The sequence below is a fragment of the Longimicrobium sp. genome (assembly GCF_036399935.1).
Taxonomy (GTDB): Bacteria; Gemmatimonadota; Gemmatimonadetes; order Longimicrobiales; family Longimicrobiaceae; genus Longimicrobium.
This window is the reverse complement of record NZ_DASWMD010000023.1, coordinates 1-22,297: the sequence shown is the minus strand read 5'-3', so window position 1 is coordinate 22,297 and position 22,297 is coordinate 1. Positions and strand designations below refer to the sequence as shown.

Genomic DNA, 22,297 nt, shown 5'->3' with positions numbered 1-22,297 from the left:
CCTTGGGAGCCCCCTCCCCCCCGGCCCCCCGTCCCCCGCTTCGCAGGGGAGGGGGGAGAACTGCTGGTTAGGTGGCGGCGGCAGCCTGGATGCGCGTCAGCACTCCCGCGAGGTCGGTCATCACTTCTTCGTTGCGGAAGCGGATCACGCGTACATTGACTGTCGCGAGCGCCTCGGTGCGCGCCTGGTCCCGCTCACGCTGCTGATCATGGATGCCGCCATCCAGTTCGACACAGAGCCGCGCGCGTGGACAGTAGAAGTCCAGGATGAACGACCCGACCGGGTGCTGCCGGCGGAAGCGCAGTCCGGCGAGCTGGTCCTTCCGGATCGCGCTCCAGAGCCGATCCTCGGCCGGGGTCAACGCGGTCCGGAGCTCCCTAGCCGCAGCCTGAACCTGCACCGGAGCACGCCACCGTCTCGGACTCCGCATCTCTGCACCGGGGGAAAAGGAAACGCGACATACCCGTCGACCAAGCGACACGGCTCCCCCTCCCCTGCGCAGCGGGGGACGGGGGCTGGGGGGAGGGGGCTCCCGCGGCATGCGCCGATCTCTTTCGAACCGCCTCGATCGATCCCTCCCCTCCGAAGCGACATAAATCAATCCGCACCCACTGTCCAGGTTTATCTTTTCACGTCACCTGCCGGACACGCGCCCACCCCAGCCGTGCCCCCCGCCTCTCCCGCCCGTCCCGTCACGGGGCAGGCACAGGCGTCGCCCGGCGCGCCTCCCAGTCCACCAGCGGGGCGTCGGTGATGGCCGACTGCACCGCATCCGCCACCGCGCGGCGCAGGGGCGTCTGCTTCTGGTTCTGGCTCGTGGGGTTCACCCGCGTGGTCAGCAGGATCACGAACAGCCCGCGCTCGGGGTCCACCCACATCGACGTTCCCGTGTACCCCGTGTGCCCGAAGCTGCGGGCCGAAAAGAACCGCCCCGCGCTGGACTGTCCCGCCGGCGTGTCCCACCCGATCGCGCGGCTCGCGCCGGGGCCCTGGGGGGCCGTCCACCGGGCGATCGTCTGCGGCTTCAGCAGGCGCACGCCCCCGTACTCCCCGCCGTTCAGCAGCATCTGCGCGAACACCGCCAGGTCCCGCACGCTCCCGAACAATCCCGCGTGGCCCGCCACGCCCCCCATGGCCCACGCGTTGGGATCGTGCACCTCGCCCCAGATCAGCCCCCCGCGCGCGCTGTCGCGCTCCGTGGCGGCGATGCGGTCGCGCGGCACCCGCGGCAGAAAGCCCGTCTCGCGCATCCCGAGCGGCACAAAGACCCGCTCGCGGACGAAGGCGTCCAGCGGCTGGCCGGTGATGCGCTCCATCACCAGCTGAAGGAGGATCAGGTCCCAGTCGCTGTACACGGTCTGCGTGCCGGGGGCGGACCTCAGCGGGCGAAGGTTGATCTGCTCCAGGTACTGCTCGCGCCCGCGGAACTGGCGGTACAGCGGCGCGAACGCCTCCAGCCCGCCGCGGTGGGTCAGCAGGTGGCGGATGGTGATCCCCGCCTTGGCCGTGTCGGACAATTCCGGCAGGTAGCTGGCCACCGTGCGGTCCAGGTCCAGCAGCCCCTGCTCTTCCAGGATCATCGCCGCCGTCGTGCTCGCCACCACCTTGGTGATGGATGCCAGGTCGAAGAGCGTGCTGTCCGTCACCGCCGCCGACCCGGGCGCCCAGTCTACCGCACCGTATCCCGCCTGGTGCACCAGCCGCCCGTGCCGGCCCACCGCGACCGCCACGGCCGGCGCAACGGTGTCCGCGAGCGCCCGGCGGGCGAGCGAGTCCAGCACGGCGGGAAGGCTGCGGTCCAGCCCCGCGGCCTCCGGCGCGGCGGGGGTCAGCAGAGTCACGGCCGGCATCCGCGGTGCCGGGGACGGGGCGAGGGCGGGGCCGGGCGTACACGCGGCGGCGCCCGCCAGCGCGGCCAGGGTCAGCAAGCGAACGGTCATGGGCGAGTTCGGGGTGTGGGTGGAGCCCGCAATCTTGAATGGATGATGGGCGGCGTCAAACACCCGTGCTGCGTCCGTTCAAGATCGCGGTGCTCGCGCGTTCAATGAACGAGGGCGGAGAGCGGCGGGCCGTTCAGTGAACGCGACAGAACGCCCCGCGTGCTCCTTCCAGCCGGCGACGCCCACGTCCAAGCCGTTGTCAGTCGATGACTTGCGACACGTGCTGACGGACGCCGCCGCGGGGAACGGCACGTGCCCCCACGCTCCCTCGGAAGCCGGTGCGATCACCCCAACCCCGCCCGCCGATGACGATCGATCGAAAACACCTGGTGCTGCCCCTGCTCCTGGCCCTCGCCGCGTGCGGGGGTGCCGACAGCGAGTCCGCTGGCACCGCGAACGAAACCGTCTTTGCCGATGTCCAGGAGGAGCCCGCGCAAGGCGCCGCCTCGTCCTCCGACGTCGCGCTCAGCCGCGGCGTGGAGAGCGGAGCACCGCCGGTCGCGCGCGTCCGCGGGAACGGCGAGCAGGTCGCCGAGGTCCAGGTGCTGGCCGATCCGGCCGTCACCACGACCACCGGCGCCCGGATGGACCCCAGCCTCCCCGTGGCCCCGGGTTCCGTGTCGCTGGACCCCATGATCATCCGCACGGGGACGGCCAACGTGCAGGTGGACTCGCTGGACCGCGGCATCGCGCAGGTGCGCGCGCTGGCGGCACGGGTGGGGGGCATCATCGGCAACACCAGCATCAGCGGCGGAACGGACCAGGAGCGGCACGCCAGCATCGAGCTGCGCGTGCCCAGCCAGAACTTCGACGCCGCGCTCACCGGGCTCCAGCCCATCGGCAAGGTGCAGAACGTGAACGTCACGGCGCAGGACGTGGGCGAGGAGTACGCCGACGTCACCGCCCGCGTGGCGAACGCCCGCCGGCTGGAGTCGCGGCTGCTGGACCTGCTGGACCGGCGCACGGGGAGGCTGGAGGAGATCCTGAACCTGGAGCGCGAGGTGGCGCGCGTCCGCGAAGAGATCGAGCGCTACGAGGGACGCCTCCGCTACCTGCGCACCCGCGCCTCCATCAGCACGCTCACCATTACCCTTCACGAGCCCAACGCGGTGATCGGAACGCCGCGCGGCGAGCGGCCCATTCGCGACGCGTTCGGGATCGCGTGGCGCAACTTCGTGGGGCTGATCGCCGGGCTCATCGCCGCGACGGGGCTGCTGATTCCCCTCGCCATCGTCCTCTACGGCGCCTGGCGGGCGTGGCGCTGGTTCCGCCGCCGCGAGGCCGAGCGCGACGCCATCTATCGCGAGAACATCCGCCGCGCACGGGCGAGCGCGCCCGACGAACCGGCGCACCTTCCCTGAACGTCACGAGCCCCCGGCGCAGCTTCCGTCGGGGGCTCTGCACGTCGGCGTCCGCCATCGCGGCGCGTCCGGCGGGCGATTAGTATCGTTCGCGGTCGAAGGATGGTGCCAGGCGCAAAGGGGACGGATGGCGAAGCTGAAGCTGGGCGTGGTAGACCAGTCGCCGGTGCGGACGGGCGGAACGGCGGCGGACGCCGTGCGCGAAACGCTGGAACTGGCGCGGATCACCGAGCGGCTGGGGTACGGGCGGTACTGGCTGGCCGAGCACCACAGCACCAACTCGTTCGCGGGCTCGTCGCCCGCGGTGCTGATCGCGCGCGTGGCCGCCGAAACCAGCACCATGCGCGTGGGATCGGGCGGGGTGATGCTTTCGCACTACTCACCGCTGCAGGTGGCGGAAAACTTCCGCATGCTCGAGGCGCTGTACCCCGGCCGCATCGACCTGGGCGTGGGCCGCGCGCCCGGCGGCGACGCGCGCGCCACCCTCGCGCTCGCATACGGCCGCGGACGGCTGGGCGCGGAGCACTTTCCCGGGCAGGTGCAGGACCTCATCGGCTGGGCGACGGACGGGTTCGGCGACCAGCACCCCTGGCGCCGCGTGCGGGCGATGCCCCGGGCCGCCACCGCCCCGGAATTCTGGCTGCTGGGCTCCGGCGGCGGCAGCGCCCTGTACGCGGCCGAGAACGGCTGCGGCTACTCGTTCGCGCAGTTCATCAGCGGACAGGACGGCGCGCCGCTCGTCCGCGAATACCAGGACCGCTTTCGCCCCTCCGCCTGGCGCGCGGCCCCGGAGGCCAGCGTGGCGCTGGGCGTGATCTGCGCGGACACGGAGGGCGAAGCCCACCGGCTGGCGAGCAGCCTGGAGCTGTGGAACCGCCGCATCATGCGGGGGATGGACCGCGGGATCCCCTCGCCCGACGAGGCGATGGCGGAGCTGGGGGCGGGCTGGAGGCCGCCGCCGCTTGGCCAGGACGGAGCCCGCATGATCGCGGGAACCCCCGCCCAGGTGCGCGACGAACTCCATCGCACAGCCGCGCGCTACGCCGCCGACGAACTGATGATCGTCACGGTCACGCACGAGTGGCAGGCCCGCGTGAGGTCGTACGAGCTTCTGGCGGACGCAATGGCCGACGGGTAACGAGGGTCACGAACACCGACGGTGTGCAGCGAAACGTGCTATGCCTCCCCCGCGAGGCGGAGAGCCTCGTCGAGCAAACCTTTTCCGAGGTGAACTCCCGCGGATTGCACCTGCTCCAGGTATGGCTTGATGCTGGTGACCATCCCTTCCGCTTTTGCTCCGAGCAGAATCCCGATGCTGCCGACGACGTTCAGGCCATTGAGCCGCGCTACTCGACGAGCCCGATCATCGTCGACGAGCAAGCGGTCGGCACCGAGCGATCGGTAGAGCGCCATCGCTTCGATTTCGCCCCTGCCCAAGGCCGATGCACCAACCGGGTTCTCGGCCGGAGTCACGTCCACGACTCGCGCGCGGAGATATTCTGCGAGTTGCGCCGCAAACGGCTTTCCCTCTACGGAGCACTCGCCCCACACCGCACGTGGAACCCGCACCTGGTCGAAGAGCGCATCCAGCAGCCCCAAGCCATTGCATGCAGCCAGCGCCACGAGCGCCGACGTGTCAGCCACGACCAGCATCAGTTGGTGCTGCCGCGAAACGCCTCAAGCTCGCCCCGGAGTTCGTCCGGAGAGTAGTCGATGACGGGAATGCCGAGCCGCGCGCACTCCTCCGTGAAGGTGAAGCGATCGACCCCCGCCAGTTCGGTCGCCGCCCCGGCGGATAGTTCTCCCGAACGGAACATCAGCAGCGCCGCGTAGAGCTGGATTCGCCGGGCCGCCTCCCGCGGGCTGCGGCCGGTCAGGTACTGCTCGGGAACGTCAAGCGTGATCTGCATCTGACCTCCTGGGTACACGCGTAACACCCATGATGAGGCAAGTACGAATCCAGCACAATGGGATTTTAAGCCGGACTTCCACTGCGCCGCATGAGAAAAGCCCCGCCGCGGTCGGCTGACCGGGCGGGGCTTTCGTTCTCGGCGACGCTTGACCGTCAGCGCGTGCGCACGACGGTGACGAAGATCTTGGACGGCAGCGGGTTCGTGCCGCTCAGGCCGCGGACCATGCCCACCGTGGCCGGCGGAACGGTGAAGCGAAGGAAGGCCGCGCCCCCGCTCGCCAGCTGCGTGCTGAAGCCGTCGGTCAGCGGCTGCGTCACCAGCGGGAACGGGGTGAAGGAACGGTACCGCCAGCTGGGCTGCTGGAACCGCGCCTCCGTAGCCACGAAGTCGTCGGTGTACACCGACGTCGCCCAGTCGCGGATCCACTCGCGCGGATCGCGCCCCAGCGCCTGCTGCAGGTTGGCGAGGCCGATCACGTCGGTGTCCACCAGGTCGCGCCAGAGCGCCACGTCGTCACCCGCCCGGCGGTCGGCCGCGTACCGCAGGAACGCCCACGAGGCGCCGCGCGTGGGCAGGTCGTTGGCCCCTGCCTCGGTGCTGTCGTAGGCCGACTCGTTGCTCGGCTCCTGCAGGTAGCGCTGGTACCGGCGCATGTTCTGGTCCATGTACGCCGCGTACGCGTTCTGCGCCCGCGAGGTGGCCTGCACCTGGGCGCGGGTCAGGTTGCTGCGCGGGGTCGTGCCCGACGCGCGGTAGAACAGCACCTCCTCGGCAATGTGGCTGAGCCCCTCGTTCAGCCACGTCTCCTCGTTCCAGCTGGTGGTCTCGGTGACGTACAGCCGGCGCGACGCGTTGATCAGGTGCTGGAACTCGTGCGCGATGGTTCCCAGCGACGACTGCAGGATCAGCTCGCGCGAAAAGGCGGTGCCGCCGCTGCTGCCGGTGGGGTCGGGCACCAGCATGTAGAAGATCTCGGCGTAGTTCGTCGTGGCGCAGGCGGCCAGCCCGTCGCGGTCGCGCGTGGGGAACAGGTCGCGCGGGTGGAAGTACCCGCCCACGTACGAGTTGGTGCCGGGCGTCGTGAGCTGGTTCACCGCCTTGGTGTACAGGATGACGGCCTTGCCGTTCTCGTCAACGTCCTCGGGCGTGCCGAACGCGTTGGTCACGGCCGGATACACCAGCGTGTCGAACGCGACGGCGAACGCATTGTACTCGGCGTCGGTCAGCCCGCCGGCCGGGTTGGCCACGTCGGCCAGCACGATGCTGCGCTCGCTGATGGCCACCACGCGGGCCGTTACGTTCTTGGGGTTCTTGCACGACTCCAGCGACGTGTTCACCGTCACCTGGTCGCCCAGCGAGGGCGAGCGAAGGCCCAGGGTGAGGCTGGGCCCCGTGCCCCCGCCGCGCGGGCCGCGCCGGGGCGACACCGAAAGCGCCGCGTCGCGGTAGCGGCCCAGCGCCCCGGCCGACTGCTCGCGCAGCCGGGCGTGGAATTCGTCATCCTCCCTCAGCCCGCCCGCCAGCGCCGGCGAGGGCGCCAGCAGCGGCGCGTTGAGGCCCACGGTGAGGTCGGTGTCGAAGTTCACGCCGAACGCCGACTCGCCCGGGTTGCCGCTGTGAAAGGGCACCGCCACGTATTCCTTCCCCGCCGCCCCGCCGTCCAGGCAGATCACCGACGCCGTGACGCCGCCCAGCACCACCGCCTCGCCCACGGCCAGCGAGCGGACGGCGCCGCCCTGGCTGCACGCCGCGGGGGCCGCCGCCACCTTCACCACCACCGTGCCGCTCTGGTCCTCGAGCGTGGCGGTGATGGTGGCCGTGCCCGGCGACTTGCCCGTCACCACGCCGTCCCCGCTCACCGTGGCCACGGCGGGGTTGTCGGACGCGAACTCCACCTCCGCCCGGCGGTCGGCGTCGGGCTCGTCGCCGTTCGCGTCGCGGACCACCACCGTAAGGGTCAGCGTCTCGTTCACCGCCAGGGTGCGGTCGTCCGGCGACAGCTGCACCGAGGCGATCTCCGCGGTGCCCGCGGTGGGGGGGTCGCACGCGGCCAGCGCAGCCGCGGCCAGGAAGAACACGATGAACCGCTTCATGAACACGCGTTCGGAACGGGAGAAAGGGCAGTGCGCCGGCGGAACCCGGGACGCACACCGAACAACGCGGCGGCAGCCGCGGCCATGACAGGGGCGCGCCGCCCCGGGGGGCGGCGCGCGCGCCAGCTACTTCGTACGCACGACGGTAACGCTCAGCGTGCCGGGAAGCGCCGCGCTGGAAGCCACGGCGACGGAGGCCTTGAGCCCGCCCGCCACCGCGGCGCGCAGGTACGACGCCCCGCCGCCCACCAGCGTCACGTCCACCGCCTGTCCGCTGTTCAGGGGCCGGGTGAACAGGGGGTACTTGCCGACGTCGGCCGTGTACAGCGAGCGGAAGTTCCAGCTGGGCTGCCGGAAGATGGCGGGCACGTTCAGCCCGGTGTCGTCGGTGTACACCGAGACCACCCAGTCGCGCATCCACTCCACCGGCTCGGCGCCCAGCCGCTCGCGCAGGTTCTCGAACCCCACCGTGGTGTTGTTGACCAGCGAGTACCACAGCGCGTTGTCGCTGCCGTTTCGCCGGTCGGCCGCATAGCGCAGGAACGCCCAGCTGGCGCCGCGGGTGGCCAGGTCGGCGTCGTCTCCCCCGGCCGCGTCGTGCGTGGAGTTCTGCTCCGGCTGCTTCAGCCATTCGCCGAAGCGGTCGGTGTTGAACTCCTGGAACTCCACGTACGCGGCGCTCAGCGCGGCCGACAGCGCTTCGCCGCCGATGTTGCTGCGCGGCTGGCGCTGGGCGCGGTGGTAGAACAGGAGCTCTTCCGAGATGTGGCTGAGCCCCTCGTTCAGCCACGCGGCCTCGCTCCAGTCGGTGCCGTCGATGCCGGGCACCAGGTACAGCCGGCGAGAGGCGCTGATCAGGTGCTGGAACTCGTGCGCCAGCACCCCCACCGTGCTGCCGCGCACGTAGCTGGTCGACCGCGCGTTGCCGTTCACGGTGCCCGTGGGGTCGGGCACCAGCATGTAGAACATCTCGGCCAGGTTGCTGCCGGCGCAGGCGCCCCCGAAGTTGGGGTCGTGCTTCTGCGGGAACAGGTCGCGGCCGTAGAAGAACCCGCCCACCACGTAGCCGGCGTTCTTCGGGGTCATCTCGTTCACCGCGCGGGTGTAGAAGATGAGCGAGCGTCCGTTGGCGTCCACGTCGGCCGGGGCGCCGAAGGCCGCGGCGTTCACGGGGTACACCAGCGTGTCGAACGTGGCCGCCACGTGCTGGTAGTCGGCCTCGGTAAAGCCGTTGACGGGGTTGGCCGTGTCGGCCACCACCAGCGCCCGGTTGCTCACCGCCACCACCCGCCCCGTACGATAGTCCGGCTTGGTGCAGAACTCCAGCCCCACGTTCAGCTGCAGCAGCGTGCCCACGGCGGGGGCGGACTGCTGGGCCGTGGACAGCCGCGGCCCGGAGCGCGTGCGGGCGTACGCCTGCCGGGCAGCGGGAAGAAGCTCGGTCAGCGCCGGCACCGCGCGCTCGTTCAGGCGCAGGTGGAACCCGCCGTCGCCGGCGGCGTCCTGCGCCGCGGCGGTGGAGAACGCGATGGAGGGGTTGGGCGGCCCGATGGGCGGCGAAACGCCCACGGGGTCGAAGCGCAGCGCCATGGTGGCGGTGGTGCTCTCGACGCCGAAGTGGGAGATCAGCGTGTACTCGGCGCCCGTCGCCGCGCCGCTCAGGCACAGCACCGAAGCCGCGGCGCCGTTGCGCGTGTACGAGCCGCCCACGGCAAGCTCGGGGGTGGCGCCCGCGTCGGCGCAGTTGCCCGCCAGGGCGACAACGGTCACCTGGGCGGTGTCGGCCTTGCCCTCCAGCGTGGCGACGATGCGCGCGGTGCCGGGGGCGACGCCGGTGACCACTCCCAGGTTGACCGCGGCGACGCCCGGCTCCAGGCTGCTCCACTGGAACTGCTCGTCCTCGATCAGCCCGCCCTCGTCGTCGCGCGCCGACGCGATGAGCGTGGTCTGCTCGCCCACGGCGATGGTGCGCGCCGACGGCGACACGGTCACGAACTCCACGTCGGGTCCGGAATCAGCCGGATTTTCGCAGGCGGCCGCGGACACCAGCAGCAGCGCGAGGGCGGCGGAGGGAAAGCGCATCATCGGCGTGTGGGCGTTGCAGGTCGTGGGATGCCCGCGCGCCGCGGACGGGCCGGAACGCCGGGCCGGGGGAGTAGAGATCCCGCCGGCGCTCGTGCGCGCGAGCCCAAATCTACGAACGAGCGTTCGAAAAGAAAAGCGCCCGAGGGCCGGGAACAGGCCTAACCCTCTGCGCTGCATACGCTTGTACTCTGTGGCCCGCGCCGTGTTCCCCCGGCGTGGTGGGCCGCCGCGCCCCGTGCTATGTTGTCGCGGAACAGCGGCAACCGGGGGGAGGAACGGCCGGCGGCGCGGTACGGTCGCAATGGGAATACGCCGCCGCGCCGCGATCCGGATCTGTTCCGAGCCCCCGCCGTCGCCGCCCTGACCGCAGGTTACCGTCCTGACCGAACTTCCGCCGATACCCCGATGACCGTTCGCCATTTCCTGCAGATCCCCGACTTCAGCCGCCAGGAGCTGCTCGACACGCTGGACCTGGCCGCCCGCATGAAGCGCGGCGAGTACACCGACCAGCCGCTGGCGGGGAAGACGCTGGCGATGATCTTCACCAAGAGCAGCACCCGCACCCGCGTTTCGTTCGAGGTGGGCACGCGGCAGCTGGGCGGGCACGCGCTGTTCCTGTCGTCGCGCGACATCCAGTTGGGGCGCGGCGAGCCCATCCGCGACACGGCTCGCGTGCTGTCGCGCTACGTGGACGGCATCATGATCCGCACCTTCGACCAGCAGGACCTGGTGGAGCTCGCCACCTACGGATCCGTTCCCGTCATCAACGGGCTTACGGACCTGCTGCATCCCTGCCAGATCATGGCCGACCTGCAGACCATCATCGAGAACTTCGGCCCCGACCTGAGAGGCGTGAAGGTGGCCTGGGTGGGCGACGGCAACAACATGGCCAACTCCTGGATCAACGCGGCGTACATGCTGGGCTTCGAGCTGCGCCTGGCCTACCCCGCCGGCTACGAGCCCAACGCCGAGATCCTGGAGCGCGCCCGCGCGGGGGGCAACGTCATCACCACGCACGACCCTCGCGAGGCCGTGGCCGGGGCCGACGTGGTGAACACCGACGTGTGGGCGTCGATGGGCCAGGAAGAAGAGTCGGCCAAGCGCGCCCGCGACTTCCAGGGCTACTGCATCAGCGAGGAGATGATGGAGACGGGGAGCGAGCGCGCCATCTTCCTCCACTGCCTCCCCGCGCATCGCGGCGAGGAGGTGACGGAGGGGGTGATCGAAGGGCCCCGTTCGCGCGTGTGGGACGAGGCGGAGAACCGCCTGCACGTGCAGAAGGCCATCATGGCCCGGGTGATGGGCGGCGTCGGATGATCCCCCGCCCCGCCGCGTCCGAGTACGCCCCGTTCTACGCCCGCTACGTCGACGGCGTCCCCGACGGCGACCTGCCCAGCATCCTGCAGGCGCAGCTGAACCAGGTGCTTGCGTTCGCCCGCGGGCTTTCCGAGGAGCGGGGCGGGCATCGCTACGCCCCGGGAAAGTGGAGCATCCGCGAGGTTCTGGGGCACATGGTGGATGTGGAGCGCATCTTCGCCTACCGCGCGCTGCGCATCGCCCGGGGCGACGCGACGCCGCTGGCCGGCTTCGAGGAGAACGCCTACGTGCAGGCGGGCCGCTTCGACGCGCGCACCCTGGCCGACCTGGCGGACGAGTACGAAGCCGTCCGCCGCGCTACGCTGCACCTGTTCCGCCACCTGCACGACGAAGCCCTGGCGCGCTCGGGAACGGCGAACGGCGCCGACGTCACGGTCCGCGCCCTGGCCTGGATCATCGCCGGCCACGAGCGGCACCACCTGGGCATGCTCCGAGGGGCCTACAGCGAGAGTTGAGAGGCCGAGGTCTAACGCGGGTGGTGAATGTCGACGGCCCCAAGCCTGTCATCGACGGCCACCGCCCACAGCCCGTCATCGACGGCCAACGCCCACAGCCCTGTCATCCTGAGGCCCAGGCGCGCCGAATCTGCCCGAAGCACATCCCTGGCGGGCCGAAGGATCTAACCACGGACACGTACAAGCCTGGGCGCGGCAGCGGTCACCCAACCCCAGGCCGCGATGTGTTCCGCCGGTGGCCTGGGCTCCGCGGCACCTCGGGCCCGCGAGAACTTCGCGCGTGTCATAGCCGGACCCGGCGCATGCCTCGGCGCCCCCCATCCCCAGCCCTTCCCCCACAAACTGCGTGGGGGAAGGGAGCCAGTGTGGTTCGCTTCGGTGGGTGCCGTGCGTGAGGCTGGGATCCCTCGCAGGATGTGGTGCGTGTCGATGGGGCCGCGGGTGCCCTCTCCCCCGGCCCCCATCGACACGCACCAGGCCCCGCCACGGCTTCCCCTCCGGCACAGCAGTACCGCGGCAGAGGTGGCGCATCGCTTGTGCCCCGCCCATCCGAATCGTATTCTCACCCAAGCCCCTCCGCGGGCCCTGAAATCCGAAACTCCATCCTCCAACGTCCGTAGGTTCACCCGCGGCCGAACAAGCCCGTGCGGCGCGCCGAATCCACCGGAACCCGGAACCTCCATCTTGATGAACGGTCGCGAATGGCTGGTCGAGGCGCACGGGTGCAGCCCGGACGCGCTCGCCGACCCCGGCGTGCTGCGCCGGCTGTTCGACCGCATCGTCGCCGATCTGGCGCTGCACCCGGTGCAGCCCGCCCAGTGGCACAAGTTTCCCGGCCCGGGCGGCGTCACCGGCCTGTGCATGCTGGCCGAAAGCCACCTGGCCTGCCACACCTTTCCCGAGCACGGCAGCATCTGCCTGAACCTGTTCTGCTGCCGGCCCCGCCCGGAGTGGGACTGGAACGCCAACCTGCGCGACGCGCTGGGCGCTGACGAAGTGGTGGTGAGGAGCTTCGAGCGCGCCTACGCCGCCGTTCCCGCCGCGGCCACATGACCGGTCCCGTCGCCAGCTGCCCCAGCTGCGGCTCGCCCATCCAGTTCCAGTGGTCGGGCGCCGTGCAGACGGTCTGCGGCACCTGCAAGTCCATCGTGGTGCGCCACGGGGTGGACCTGGAGAAGGTGGGCGTGGTTTCCGAGCCCCCGCCCGTCACCTCGCGCGTCCAGATCGGCACCGAGGGGCGCTACCGGGGCCGCGCCTTTTCGGTGATCGGGCGGATCGCCTACGGCTGGGAGCGGGGCGCATGGAGCGAGTGGCACCTGGCCTTCGGCGACGGGAGCAGCGGCTGGCTTTCGGACGCGCAGGACGAGTACGCGGTGACCTTCGCCGTCACGGACGCCGCGCCCCTCCCGCAGGCGGGGACGCTGGCGCCGGGGCAGGAGATCACGCTGGTCGACGAGGCCCCGCCGTACCGGGTGACCACCATCACCCGCGCCCGCTACGCCGGCGTGGAAGGCGAACTGCCCTTCGAATACTGGGGCAAGGAAGAAACGCCGTTCGTGGACCTGCGCGCCGACGCGGGGCGGCTGGCGACCATCGACTACAGCGAAACCCCGCCCCTGCTGTTCGCGGGCGAGGTGGTGCCCTTCGGCGCGCTGGAGTTCAAAAACCTGCGCGACCCGCGGCAAAAGACCGCCGAGGGCACCCGCACCCTCAACTGCCCCAACTGCGGCGGCACCGTCACCGTGCAGCGCCCGGGCGAGTCGGTGAACGCCGTCTGCCAGTACTGCCAGTCGGTGCTGGCGGTGGGCGCCTCGGCCGGCTTGAAGGTGCTGCAGCGCTTCGCCGAGCGGGTGAAGGTGAAGCCCTACATCCCCATCGGCTCGCGGGGCCGGCTGCATGGGGCGGATTGGGACGTGCTGGGCTTTCAGCAGCGCACCATCCGGGTGGAGGGGGTCAGCTACTCGTGGCGCGAGTACCTGCTTCACAACCCCGAGCGCGGCTTCCGCTACCTGTCGGAATACAACGGGCACTGGAACGACATCACCGTCCTCACCACGCCGGCCACCGAATCACCGGTCGGAGGGAAGCCCGGGGCGAAGGTGAACGGCAGGGCTTTTCGCCACTTCCAGCGCTCCGCCGCCGAAACCACCTTCGTCCTGGGCGAGTTTCCCTGGCAGGTGCGGGTGGGCGACGTGGCCCAGGTGGACGACTACGTCGATCCTCCGCTCCTGCTGTCGCGCGAGCGCACGGAGGACGAGGAAAGCTGGTCGCTGGGCGAGTACACGTACGGCGCGCGGCTCTGGGAAGCCTTCAAGCTCGAGGGCCGGCCCCCGTTCCCGCGCGGCACCTTCGCCAACCAGCCCTCCCCGCACGCCGGCGCGGGCCGGCTGTGGTCTACCTTCCTCCTCCTCTTCGCCGTCCTCACCGCCGTCTTCCTCTGGCGCGTGTCGACCGGCTCCGACCACGTGCTGGCCAGCAGCCAGGCGTTCGACCCGGCGGTGGAGGAGAACAACGTCTTCGTCACCGAGCCGTTCACGGTGTCGGGGCGGGCGGCGGCCATGAAGGTGGAGCTGCGGACGGACGTGAACAACACGTGGGCCGCCTTCGACCTGGCGCTGGTGGACGAGCGCTCGGGCACCTCCCGCGAGCTGTCGGAAGACGTGGGGTACTACCACGGCGTGGAGGACGGCGAAAGCTGGAGCGAGGGATCGCGCAGCGGCTCCGTACGGCTGGGCGGCGTGCCGGCGGGCACCTACCGCCTGGTGGTGGCGCCGCAGGGCGAGGGCGCGTTCACCTACGACGTGAAGGTGACGCGCGATCCGCCCAGCGGCTTCCTGTTCCTGGCCGCGCTCTTCCTGCTGGTGCTGCCGCCGCTGTACGTGAGCCTGATGTCGGCCAGCTTCGAGCACCAGCGCTGGATGGAAAGCGACTACCCTCCGGCAACCGGAGACGACGACGAATGAAGTCCCTGCACCCCAAATACATGATCTACGGCCTGCTCGTGCTGGGCGGGCTGGCGTTTGCCGAGTACCGCGGCTGGAGCCCCACCAACAGCCCCGGGCGCCGGCAGGCCGTGCCGCACTCGGTGCGCGACAACCCCGGGGCGTACCGGGCGCACTACGTGGGAACCGGGCGCTACATCGGTGGAAAATGAACCCTTCGGAGACTCATGGATGACCTGCTGAACCACCTGGTGGCCGCGGCCGTCTACGCTGCGCTGGGGATCCTCCTGTTCGTGCTGGCGTTCTTCCTGGTAGACCGGATGACGCCGGGAACGCTGTGGAAGGAGATCATCGAGGAGCACAACACGGCCCTGGCGGTGATCGTCGGCGCCATGTCCATCGGCGTATCCATCATCATCGCCGCCGCCATCTGGTGACGCGAAGTCCGCGGGAACCGCAGGGCCGCCCGTGAACGCCGCGCTGTTCGTCACCGTCCTGCTGATCGCGGCGTGCGGGCTGATCTACGAGCTGGTGGCGGGCGCGCTCGCCAGCTACCTGCTGGGCGACAGCGTCCTGCAGTTCTCCACCATCATCGGCACCTACCTGTTCGCCATGGGGGTGGGCAGCTGGCTCTCGCGCTTCATCCACCGCGGGCTGGCGTCGCGCTTCGTGAGCATCGAGCTGATGGTGGCGGTGGTGGGCGGGTTTTCGTCCACCCTCCTCTTCCTGGCGTTCGCCTACACCGACGCCTTCCGCCCGCTGCTGTACCTGCTGGTTTCCCTCATCGGCATCTTCGTGGGGCTGGAGATTCCCCTGCTGATGCGGCTGCTGCGCGACCGGCTGGAGTTCAAGGACGTGGTCGCGAACGTGCTGACCTTCGACTACCTGGGCGCGCTGGGGGCCTCGCTCCTCTTTCCCCTGGTGCTGGTGCCCTACCTGGGGATGGCGCGGTCGGCGCTGCTGTTCGGCATCATCAACGCGGCGGTGGCGCTGTGGAGCACCTACCTGTTCCGCGACGCGCTTCCCAACCGGCGCAGGCTGCAGGTGGGCTCCGTCTTCGTGCTCGCGCTGCTGGTCGCCGGCTTCGCGGCGGCCGAGCGCATCACGCGGACGGCGGAAAGCAGCCTGTACGCCGACCCGGTGGTGCTCACGCGCAACTCGCCCTACCAGCGCATCGTGCTCACGGCCTGGCGCGGCGACCTGCGCCTGTTCCTGAACGGGCACCTGCAGTTCAGCTCGCGCGACGAGTACCGCTACCACGAGGCGCTGGTGCACCCCGGGCTGGCCGCGCACCCATCTCCGAAGCGCGTGCTGGTGCTGGGCGGGGGCGACGGGCTGGCCGTGCGCGAGGTGCTGCGCTACCCCGGCGCCGAGGTGACGCTGGTGGACCTGGACGCCGAGATGACGCGCCTGTTCAGCAAGCACGGAGAGATGCTGAAGCTGAACGGTGGCGCGCTGCTCTCGCCGCGGGTGCGCGTCATCAACGCCGACGCGTTCCGCTGGCTGGCGGAAAGCAGCGAAACCTTCGACTTCGCGGTGGTGGACCTTCCCGACCCGTCCAACTACGCCGTGGGAAAGCTGTACACCACCACCTTCTACCGCCTGCTGCGCCAGCACCTGAACCCCGGCGGGATGATGGTGGTGCAGAGCACCTCTCCACTCTTCGCCCGCACCGCGTTCTGGAGCATCGAGCGCACGCTGGGCGAGGCGGGGCTGCGCACCTGGCCCTACCACGTGTACGTGCCCTCGTTCGGCGAGTGGGGATTCATCCTGGCCGGCACGGGCGAGTACCGGACGCCCGCGCGGCTGCCGGACGGGCTGCGCTACCTGACGGCCGAGGCCGTCGCCGGGCTCTTTCAGTTTCCCACCGACATGCGGCGGGTTCCCGTGCGCGCCAACCGGCTGGACGACCAGGTGCTGGTGCGTTATTACAGCAGCGAGTGGGAGCAGATCACACAGTGACGAAGGCGATGCGATGAAGCCGCAGGACAACGAGCAGCTGGGGATCACCAAGGCCATCAACGCGCACGAGCAGGCCGTGGCCGCGCTGGGCGACCTGGTCGACAACAACCCCGACCCGCTGTACGACGAGCTGCTTGCCCGGCTGCAGCAGAACATCGAGGCGCTGCGCCAGAAGGAAGGCGGAGTTGCGCCGGGCTGACGCGGTGGACGGCGGGCCGTGAGCGAGGGGCACGGGGGAATTTCGCGAAGGGCGTTCGTGGCCGCGCTGGCCGCGGCGCCCTTCGTGGCCTGCGCGCGCAAGACCGACCGCCCCGTTGCCGGCGGCTTCGTGGACGACGGCGGCGCGCGGGGCCACCGCCTGCGCGACCGGGCCGCCATGCCCGCCATCCGCCGCAGCGAGCGCGTTCCCCTGGTGATCGTGGGCGGGGGGATGGCGGGGCTGTCCGCGGCGTGGCGGCTGAAGAAGCGCGGCTTTTCGGATTTCGTGCTGCTGGAGCTGGAGGACCACGCTGGGGGGAACTCGCGCTGGGGCCAGTCCGAGGCCTCCGCCTATCCCTGGGCGGCGCACTACGTTCCCGTGCCGGACGCGAACGCCGTGTACGTCCGCGAATTGTTCGAGGACCTCGGCGTGCTGCGCGGCGGCGTGTGGAACGAGCGGATGCTGGTGTCCACGCCGCGCGAGCGCATCCACCGCTGGGGGCGCTGGCACGAGGGGATGGAGGGCGCGCTGGCCGAGACGGCGGCGGACCGCGACGAGATGCGCCGCTTCGGAGAGGAGATGGCGCAGATGCGCGCGACCGGCGCCTTTACGATCCCCTCCGCCCTGGGCGCGCGGCCCTCGGAGCTGGACGGCGTGCCGATGGCGGCGTGGCTGGCCGGGCGCGGCTACCGGTCTGCCGCGCTCCGCTGGTACGTGGACTACGCCTGCCGCGACGACTACGGCGCGCGGGTGGAAGACACCTCGGCGTGGGCGGGGGTGCACTACTTCGCCTCGCGCCCGGACGATGGCGAGTCGGGGACGCTCACCTGGCCCGAGGGGAACGGGTGGATCGCGCGGCGCCTGCTGGAACGGGTGGGCGGCCAGGTGCGGACGGGCGCGCCGGTGCACCGCGTGGAGGCGCGCGGCCCGGGGGTGCGGGTGCTGGCGGGAGAGGTGGAATACGTGGCGGACGCGGTGGTCTGGGCCGCGCCCTCGTTCCTGGCGCCGCACGTGGTGGAAGGCGCGCCGCCGGTGCGGTTCACCTACTCGCCCTGGCTGACGGCCAACCTGGTGCTGGACCGCTGGCCGGCGGAGAGCGGCTTCGAGCCGGCGTGGGACAACGTGATCCACGGCTCGCCGTCACTGGGCTACGTGATCGCCACGCACCAGACACACGCCATCCGCCCCGCGCAGACGGTGTGGACGTACTACTGGGCCCTGGCGCACCTTCCCCCGGCGGAGGCGCGGGCGCTCCTGCTCCGCCGCCCCTGGCACGAGTGGAAGGAGCTGATCCTGGCGGACCTGGAGCGCGCGCACCCCGACATCCGCGCCTGCGTGTCGCGTATCGACATCATGCGGATGGGCCACGCCATGCCCCGCCCCGTCCCCGGCTTTCTCGCGGACCCCGTCCGGCGCGCCCTCGCGGACTCGCCGGGTCCCATCTACTACGCGCACTCCGACGTGAGCGGGCTGGCCCTGTTCGAAGAGGCGCAGTACCGCGGCATCACCGCGGCGGACCGCGCGCTGTCGCGTCTGGGCCGGGGGTGACGAACTACGATGGCACACAGGGCAGCTCCGATGGCTGCCCGGGCCGCGTGAGGCTTCGTTTCTGGTTGCGTTCGCTGTGCGCACCCGATAGCGTACGCGGAACCAGGCGCACCCACCGCCGCGACGCCGAGGAGCAGCGGCTGCGCGCCGAGAGCGAAGCGGTGCGCCGGCGCGAGGCCGAGGTGGCGGTCCGGCGGGCGCGCTTCCTTTCGCAGGTGAGCGCCACGCTGGCAGGTTCGCTGGAGCCTTCGGCGACGCTGGCGCGGCTGGCCCGACTGGCCGTTCCCGAGCTGGGCGACTGGTGCGTCATCGACCTGCGCGAGAGCGACGAATGGCTGCGGCGCGTGGCGGCGGTGCACCACAACCGCGAAAAGGAGCCCATCGCCGCCATCCTGGCCGAGCGCTACTCGCCCCGCCGAACGATCCATTCCCCGCCGCCGAGGCCGTGCGCACCGGCCGCCCCGTGCTGTACTCGCCGCTGGACGACGACACGCTGGTCCGCATCACCCGCGACGCCCAGCACCGGCAGCTGATCCGCGCCCTGGGAACGCGCGCCGCCATGGCCGTGCCCCTGGTGGCGCGGGGGGAAACGCTGGGGGCGATGACGTTCGGCTGCGGCTCGGACGAGTACGGGGCCGAGCACGTGGCCCTGGCGCAGGACTTCGCGGCGCGCGCGGCGCTCGCAGTCAGCAACGCGCGGCTGTACGAGCAGGCGCAGCAGGCCAGCAAGGCGAAGAGCGGGTTCCTGGCCGTGATGAGCCACGAGCTGCGCACCCCGCTGAACGCCATCCTGGGATACTCGGACCTGCTGGACGCGGGGATCCACGGCGAGATGACCGGCGAGCAGCGCGAGCAGCTGGGGCGCGTGACGGCCAACGCCCGCGACCTGCTTCACATCGTGGACGAGATCCTCACCTTCTCGCGCATCGAGTCGGGCACCGAGAGGGCCCACCCCGAGCGGACGGACCTGCGCGCGGTGATCCGGCAGGTGGCGGAGCGGATGGAGCCCACCGCCAAGCGGAAGGCGCTGGACTTCCAGGTTCGCCTGTCGGAAAAGCCGGCGCTGGTCGAGACGGATGCGCCCAAGGTGAGGCAGATCCTGACGAACCTGCTGTCCAACGCGGTGAAGTTCACGGAGGAGGGGCGGATCACCGTCGAGGTGATGCGCGACCACACGCACCACATGGTGCGGGTGCGCGACACGGGGCTGGGCATCGCCCCCGAGAACCACGCGCGCATCTTCGACGCGTTCTGGCAGGTGGAGCAGTCCGCCCGCCGCGTGGCGGGCGGCACGGGGCTGGGATTGAGCGTGGCCAAGGACCTGGCGACGCTGCTCGGCGGGCGGCTGGAAGTGGAGAGCGGCCTGGGCGCCGGCACCACCTTCACCCTGGCCCTCCCCGCGGCCGACTAGCCGCCGCCCGCTCCAAAGAAGTCCCACGCCCAGGCGAACCCCGCCCCTGCCCTGCGCGCCGCCTCCTGGTCCGTAGGCGCGTTGCCCACGAACAGCGTATCCGCCTCGCTCACGCCAAAGTGCCGCATGATGTCGTGAAGCATCCCCGGCTTCGGCTTCCGGCACTCGCACTCCACCTCTAGCGCGTGCGGGCAGAAGCGGATGCAGGCGTCTGGCCGGCGCGCTCCCGTGGCGGCTTCGATCAGGTCCTCGAACATCCCGCGGCACGTTTCGGCGGTCATGTGGCCGTACGCCACCTGGTCCTGGTTCGACGCGATCCCCAGGTATGCGCCTCCGCTTCCCCACTCGATCGACGAAAGCCGTTCGCGCACGCCCGGAAGCAGCTCCCACTCGCCCGGGCGGTGCGGGCACGGCTTTCCCGGCACCGTCGTGCGCCGCAGCGTGTCGTCCGCGTCGAAGATGTACAGGCGGATCCCAGGGTTTCGCGCATTCACCGGCTGTCCTGTTTCACGCAGAGGTCGCAGAGGGGAAAGAGAGGACGCAGAGGTTTTCGACCCGGCGACTGGCTGCATCTGGCCTCCGAGTTGCCTTGGACCGTAAGTAGATGCTCGCAGGTTTGGTTCCGCGACGAGGCACACGGACAGGAGATGATGTACAACGGGAGCGGACGCGCTTGATCTCGTTTCGCGATGCGTGGCGCGAGTCGGATTCAGCGGGGGAAGTCGGTGAACTGGATCGGTTGGCTCAGTCAGCGGACGCTACTGCGGTGCTGGTGCAGGCGGGTGAGGTGGAGCAAGGGATTCTGGATGCCCTCCATCCCGATCGCGACGCCTGGGGCCCCGTCGAGCAGGCACTGCGGTCCGCGACCCTCGCGGCGGCGCACGTGTATCTGCGCACGACCGGGGGTGACGGCGTGCGGGCGGCGCTGGCGGCCGTCCCCGGTGATTTCCTGCCCGCGGGAATCCGCATCAAGGCCCCGGAAGGATACCTCCACTACGCGCTGGACCCCGCCGCCTACGCCGACTCCGCGCGCCGGTATGCGCGGGAAGCCGGGCCGGAGCGGGCCGCGCGCGCCGTCGTTCTCGGCATCCGCAGCATCGGCACGAGCCTGTCGGGCGTCGTGGCCGCGGCGCTGGGGACGGATCTCACCGTCACGCTCCGGCCCCGCGGCCCCTCCGGCGGAAGGCGAGTGGAGGTCGACCGCGAATTGGGCGCGCGGCTTGAGAGGTGGTTCGCGGATGGGGGCGACGTGCTGGTGGCGGACGAGGGGCCGGGAAGCACGGGCGAGACGTTCTGGTGCGTGCGCGAGTGGCTTCGCTCGATGCGGGTGGACGACGGCCGCATCGTCCTGCTGCCCAGCGGCGGTGGAGGAATGCCCCTGGCGCCCGCGGAGCGCCGCGACTGGTTCGCCTCCGCGCGCAAGTTCGCCCCCGAGCCGGACCCCGCGCGCATCCGCCGCGTTGCGGATCAACTTGGGATCGGCGAGTTGAAGGACCTCTCCTTGGGCGGCTGGCGCGGCGAGTTCGACGGCGGGATGGACCTTCCCGCGGCCCCCAACCACGAGCGGCTGAAGTTCCGGGGGATAACGGCAGATGGCTCCGCGTGCATCCTCCGGTACGCCGGCCTGGGGCGATGGGGGAGCGAAGCCGTGCAGCGCGCCCGCGTCCTGGCGGAGGTGGGCGCAGGCCCGGAGGTGCTGGGAGCCGTTGACGGGTTCGTCGCCCTCCGCTGGATCGACGGCCTTCCCGCGCGGCGAGCCGATGCCGATCTGCCGCCCGCCGCCGTCCGCTACCTCGCAGCGCGCGCCGGCCGCTTCCGCACCGGCACCCCCGCCGACCCGCGCCCCCTGATGGCCGCCCTGGAGGAAAATGCCCGCGAAGCCTTGGGCGATGGATGCACGGGATTGCGGGACGCCGTCCACCGCCTGGAATCCCTCCCCGCGCGCGAAGCCGTCATCGCCGACGCGCGGCTGCAGGCGCACGAGTGGATTCGCGGTCCAATAGGGATCGTGAAGGTGGATGCGATGGACCACGGGGCCGGGACGCGGCTTCCCGGCCCCGTCGACGCAGCGTGGGACCTCGCGGGAGCGGCGGTGGAGTTCGAGATGGAGGACGCGTCCATGGCCGAACTCGTCCGCGTGTGCGCCTCCGCCGCAGGCGAGGATGCACGCGCGCTGGCGAATGCGGTCGCCGCGTACCGAGCGCCCTACGCCGCCGCGTGCCTGGGCGAAGCGACCTTCGCGCGCTGGGAAGCGGGATCGGACCACGAGGCGCGCGTGCTGGACGGCGAGGTGAACCGCTATCGCACCGCGCTCGCGTCGGAGCTCGCGCGCTGATCGTGATCGACGGAACGAAGCGCGGGCCGCCGGTGGATGCCGGCGGCCCGCGTCCTTTCTACCGTGGTGACCGCCGTTACTGCGGTGCGATCGTCACGTACTGCTCCAGCCGCGCGACTTCCTGCTCGTTCACGTACTTGCCGATCTCGCGGCGGAACTGCTCGATGTTGCGGTAGGGGCGGTACTCCTCGAACTCGTGGCGCATGCGGCCCCCGATGCCGGGGATCAGCTCGATCTCTTCCGCGGTGGCGGTGTTCAGGTTCAGCGGCTTCCACAGGCGGGTGTACACGCTGTCGCGGGCGGTCTCGTCCAGCCTGGGAGCCAGCACGGCGTTCACGGCGCGCATGTCCGCGTACGGCCGGCCGGCGACGACGGCGTCCGCCAGGGCGGCGTCCATCCCCGGGACGGCGAGGAGCTGCTCGCGGCTCGCGCTGTTGGGATCCAGGAAGGCACCGGTGCCCGCCGGCGCGGCCGCGCTGTCCGCGGGCGCCGCGGGCGCTGGCGCGACGGCCGAGTCCGCTGTGGGCCCGATGGTGCTCTGGCCGGCGGGGGCCTGCTCCGTGGCGGGCGCGTCGTCGCCGCCGCCGCACGCGGCGAGACCGGCGACGAGCAGGATGGGGATGGAGAAACGGTTCATGCTGCCTCCGTGAAGGGGTGCCGCACCGCGGCGGACGGA

Annotated in this window: 22 protein-coding genes; 14 read left to right on the top strand and 8 right to left on the bottom strand. The window is 71.1% G+C overall.

Features of this window, described 5'->3' with window-relative positions; genetic code table 11:
• Window positions 1–67: 67 nt before the first annotated feature.
• Window positions 68–430, bottom strand: a complete 363-nt coding sequence (locus VGB24_RS08750; protein ID WP_331072565.1) for an endonuclease domain-containing protein — start codon at window positions 428–430, stop codon at window positions 68–70.
• A 262-nt stretch (window positions 431–692) separates the two neighbouring features.
• A complete protein-coding gene (locus tag VGB24_RS08745) occupies window positions 693–1,940 on the bottom strand; it encodes a serine hydrolase domain-containing protein (protein ID WP_331072564.1) in 1,248 nt (415 codons plus the stop codon).
• Window positions 1,941–2,245: 305 nt separating this feature from the next.
• On the opposite strand from VGB24_RS08745, the gene VGB24_RS08740 reads away from it, so the two are divergent.
• Window positions 2,246–3,301: a DUF4349 domain-containing protein gene (locus VGB24_RS08740; protein ID WP_331072563.1), complete on the top strand. Its 1,056-nt coding sequence runs from the start codon at window positions 2,246–2,248 to the stop codon at window positions 3,299–3,301.
• A gap of 127 nt (window positions 3,302–3,428) precedes the next feature.
• Window positions 3,429–4,439 (top strand): LLM class flavin-dependent oxidoreductase, encoded by a 1,011-nt coding sequence (locus VGB24_RS08735; RefSeq protein WP_331072562.1) that lies wholly within the window; start codon window positions 3,429–3,431, stop codon window positions 4,437–4,439.
• 38 nt (window positions 4,440–4,477) lie between these two features.
• Here the strand turns inward: VGB24_RS08735 and VGB24_RS08730 are convergent, their stop codons facing one another.
• The 4 genes from VGB24_RS08730 to VGB24_RS08715 form a co-directional block, all read right to left on the bottom strand.
• Window positions 4,478–4,954, bottom strand: a complete 477-nt coding sequence (locus VGB24_RS08730) for a DUF3368 domain-containing protein (protein ID WP_331072561.1) — start codon at window positions 4,952–4,954, stop codon at window positions 4,478–4,480.
• Entirely contained in the window at window positions 4,954–5,211 is a 258-nt protein-coding gene (locus VGB24_RS08725) for a UPF0175 family protein (RefSeq protein ID WP_331072560.1), read from the bottom strand. The genes VGB24_RS08730 and VGB24_RS08725 overlap by 1 nt, the downstream gene beginning before the upstream one ends.
• Before the next feature lie 155 nt (window positions 5,212–5,366).
• On the bottom strand, window positions 5,367–7,307 hold the full coding sequence (locus VGB24_RS08720) for an Ig-like domain-containing protein (protein WP_331072559.1): 1,941 nt from the start codon (window positions 7,305–7,307) through the stop codon (window positions 5,367–5,369).
• A 126-nt stretch (window positions 7,308–7,433) separates the two neighbouring features.
• Window positions 7,434–9,392 carry an Ig-like domain-containing protein gene (locus VGB24_RS08715; protein ID WP_331072558.1) on the bottom strand — a complete coding sequence of 653 codons (1,959 nt, stop codon included), beginning with the start codon at window positions 9,390–9,392 and terminating at the stop codon, window positions 7,434–7,436.
• A gap of 405 nt (window positions 9,393–9,797) precedes the next feature.
• Here VGB24_RS08715 and argF point away from each other — a divergent pair, with 405 nt between their 5' ends.
• The 11 genes from argF to VGB24_RS08660 all read left to right on the top strand — a co-directional run bounded on the left by argF (window position 9,798) and on the right by VGB24_RS08660 (window position 19,286).
• Window positions 9,798–10,709, top strand: a complete 912-nt coding sequence (gene argF, locus VGB24_RS08710) for an ornithine carbamoyltransferase (protein WP_331072557.1) — start codon at window positions 9,798–9,800, stop codon at window positions 10,707–10,709.
• Window positions 10,706–11,224, top strand: coding sequence for a DinB family protein (locus VGB24_RS08705; protein WP_331072556.1), 519 nt, complete (start codon window positions 10,706–10,708; stop codon window positions 11,222–11,224). Before argF ends, VGB24_RS08705 begins: the two co-directional genes overlap by 4 nt.
• Window positions 11,225–11,911: 687 nt before the next feature.
• The gene (gene speD, locus VGB24_RS08700; protein WP_331072555.1) at window positions 11,912–12,277 is read left to right on the top strand and encodes an S-adenosylmethionine decarboxylase; all 366 of its coding nucleotides are present in this window, start codon (window positions 11,912–11,914) and stop codon (window positions 12,275–12,277) included.
• The gene (locus VGB24_RS08695) at window positions 12,274–14,187 is read left to right on the top strand and encodes a DUF4178 domain-containing protein (RefSeq protein ID WP_331072554.1); all 1,914 of its coding nucleotides are present in this window, start codon (window positions 12,274–12,276) and stop codon (window positions 14,185–14,187) included. The genes speD and VGB24_RS08695 overlap by 4 nt, the downstream gene beginning before the upstream one ends.
• Window positions 14,184–14,378: a hypothetical protein gene (locus VGB24_RS08690; RefSeq protein ID WP_331072553.1), complete on the top strand. Its 195-nt coding sequence runs from the start codon at window positions 14,184–14,186 to the stop codon at window positions 14,376–14,378. Before VGB24_RS08695 ends, VGB24_RS08690 begins: the two co-directional genes overlap by 4 nt.
• Window positions 14,379–14,393: 15 nt before the next feature.
• On the top strand, window positions 14,394–14,603 hold the full coding sequence (locus VGB24_RS08685; protein WP_331072552.1) for a DUF350 domain-containing protein: 210 nt from the start codon (window positions 14,394–14,396) through the stop codon (window positions 14,601–14,603).
• A gap of 31 nt (window positions 14,604–14,634) precedes the next feature.
• Complete coding sequence (locus tag VGB24_RS08680) at window positions 14,635–16,128, top strand: polyamine aminopropyltransferase (RefSeq protein ID WP_331072551.1); 1,494 nt, start codon at window positions 14,635–14,637, stop codon at window positions 16,126–16,128.
• 13 nt (window positions 16,129–16,141) lie between these two features.
• Entirely contained in the window at window positions 16,142–16,327 is a 186-nt protein-coding gene (locus VGB24_RS08675; protein ID WP_331024691.1) for a hypothetical protein, read from the top strand.
• An 18-nt stretch (window positions 16,328–16,345) separates the two neighbouring features.
• The gene (locus VGB24_RS08670; RefSeq protein ID WP_331072550.1) at window positions 16,346–17,875 is read left to right on the top strand and encodes an FAD-dependent oxidoreductase; all 1,530 of its coding nucleotides are present in this window, start codon (window positions 16,346–16,348) and stop codon (window positions 17,873–17,875) included.
• 47 nt (window positions 17,876–17,922) lie between these two features.
• Window positions 17,923–18,408 (top strand): hypothetical protein, encoded by a 486-nt coding sequence (locus VGB24_RS08665; protein ID WP_331072549.1) that lies wholly within the window; start codon window positions 17,923–17,925, stop codon window positions 18,406–18,408.
• Entirely contained in the window at window positions 18,321–19,286 is a 966-nt protein-coding gene (locus tag VGB24_RS08660; RefSeq protein ID WP_331072548.1) for a GAF domain-containing sensor histidine kinase, read from the top strand. The genes VGB24_RS08665 and VGB24_RS08660 overlap by 88 nt, the downstream gene beginning before the upstream one ends.
• On the opposite strand, the gene VGB24_RS08655 is transcribed toward VGB24_RS08660, so the two are convergent.
• Complete coding sequence (locus VGB24_RS08655) at window positions 19,283–19,780, bottom strand: HAD-IIIA family hydrolase (RefSeq protein WP_331072547.1); 498 nt, start codon at window positions 19,778–19,780, stop codon at window positions 19,283–19,285. The two genes, VGB24_RS08660 and VGB24_RS08655, sit on opposite strands and share 4 nt — an antisense overlap.
• Before the next feature lie 245 nt (window positions 19,781–20,025).
• Between VGB24_RS08655 and VGB24_RS08650 the strand changes: the two genes are divergently transcribed.
• Window positions 20,026–21,621, top strand: a complete 1,596-nt coding sequence (locus VGB24_RS08650) for a hypothetical protein (protein WP_331072546.1) — start codon at window positions 20,026–20,028, stop codon at window positions 21,619–21,621.
• Window positions 21,622–21,697: 76 nt separating this feature from the next.
• On the opposite strand, the gene VGB24_RS08645 is transcribed toward VGB24_RS08650, so the two are convergent.
• A complete protein-coding gene (locus VGB24_RS08645; protein ID WP_331072545.1) occupies window positions 21,698–22,258 on the bottom strand; it encodes a hypothetical protein in 561 nt (186 codons plus the stop codon).
• Window positions 22,259–22,297: the final 39 nt, after the last annotated feature.

What these genes read in the sequence shown, in the direction of transcription:
- VGB24_RS08750 (WP_331072565.1), bottom strand. Translation starts at nt 430, where the DNA reads ATGCGGAGTCCGAGACGGTGGCGTGCTCCGGTGCAGGTTCAGGCTGCG.
- VGB24_RS08745 (WP_331072564.1), bottom strand. Translation starts at nt 1,940, where the DNA reads ATGACCGTTCGCTTGCTGACCCTGGCCGCGCTGGCGGGCGCCGCCGCG.
- VGB24_RS08740 (WP_331072563.1), top strand. Translation starts at nt 2,246, where the DNA reads ATGACGATCGATCGAAAACACCTGGTGCTGCCCCTGCTCCTGGCCCTC.
- VGB24_RS08735 (WP_331072562.1), top strand. Translation starts at nt 3,429, where the DNA reads ATGGCGAAGCTGAAGCTGGGCGTGGTAGACCAGTCGCCGGTGCGGACG.
- VGB24_RS08730 (WP_331072561.1), bottom strand. Translation starts at nt 4,954, where the DNA reads ATGCTGGTCGTGGCTGACACGTCGGCGCTCGTGGCGCTGGCTGCATGC.
- VGB24_RS08725 (WP_331072560.1), bottom strand. Translation starts at nt 5,211, where the DNA reads ATGCAGATCACGCTTGACGTTCCCGAGCAGTACCTGACCGGCCGCAGC.
- VGB24_RS08720 (WP_331072559.1), bottom strand. Translation starts at nt 7,307, where the DNA reads ATGAAGCGGTTCATCGTGTTCTTCCTGGCCGCGGCTGCGCTGGCCGCG.
- VGB24_RS08715 (WP_331072558.1), bottom strand. Translation starts at nt 9,392, where the DNA reads ATGATGCGCTTTCCCTCCGCCGCCCTCGCGCTGCTGCTGGTGTCCGCG.
- argF (WP_331072557.1), top strand. Translation starts at nt 9,798, where the DNA reads ATGACCGTTCGCCATTTCCTGCAGATCCCCGACTTCAGCCGCCAGGAG.
- VGB24_RS08705 (WP_331072556.1), top strand. Translation starts at nt 10,706, where the DNA reads ATGATCCCCCGCCCCGCCGCGTCCGAGTACGCCCCGTTCTACGCCCGC.
- speD (WP_331072555.1), top strand. Translation starts at nt 11,912, where the DNA reads ATGAACGGTCGCGAATGGCTGGTCGAGGCGCACGGGTGCAGCCCGGAC.
- VGB24_RS08695 (WP_331072554.1), top strand. Translation starts at nt 12,274, where the DNA reads ATGACCGGTCCCGTCGCCAGCTGCCCCAGCTGCGGCTCGCCCATCCAG.
- VGB24_RS08690 (WP_331072553.1), top strand. Translation starts at nt 14,184, where the DNA reads ATGAAGTCCCTGCACCCCAAATACATGATCTACGGCCTGCTCGTGCTG.
- VGB24_RS08685 (WP_331072552.1), top strand. Translation starts at nt 14,394, where the DNA reads ATGGATGACCTGCTGAACCACCTGGTGGCCGCGGCCGTCTACGCTGCG.
- VGB24_RS08675 (WP_331024691.1), top strand. Translation starts at nt 16,142, where the DNA reads ATGAAGCCGCAGGACAACGAGCAGCTGGGGATCACCAAGGCCATCAAC.
- VGB24_RS08645 (WP_331072545.1), bottom strand. Translation starts at nt 22,258, where the DNA reads ATGAACCGTTTCTCCATCCCCATCCTGCTCGTCGCCGGTCTCGCCGCG.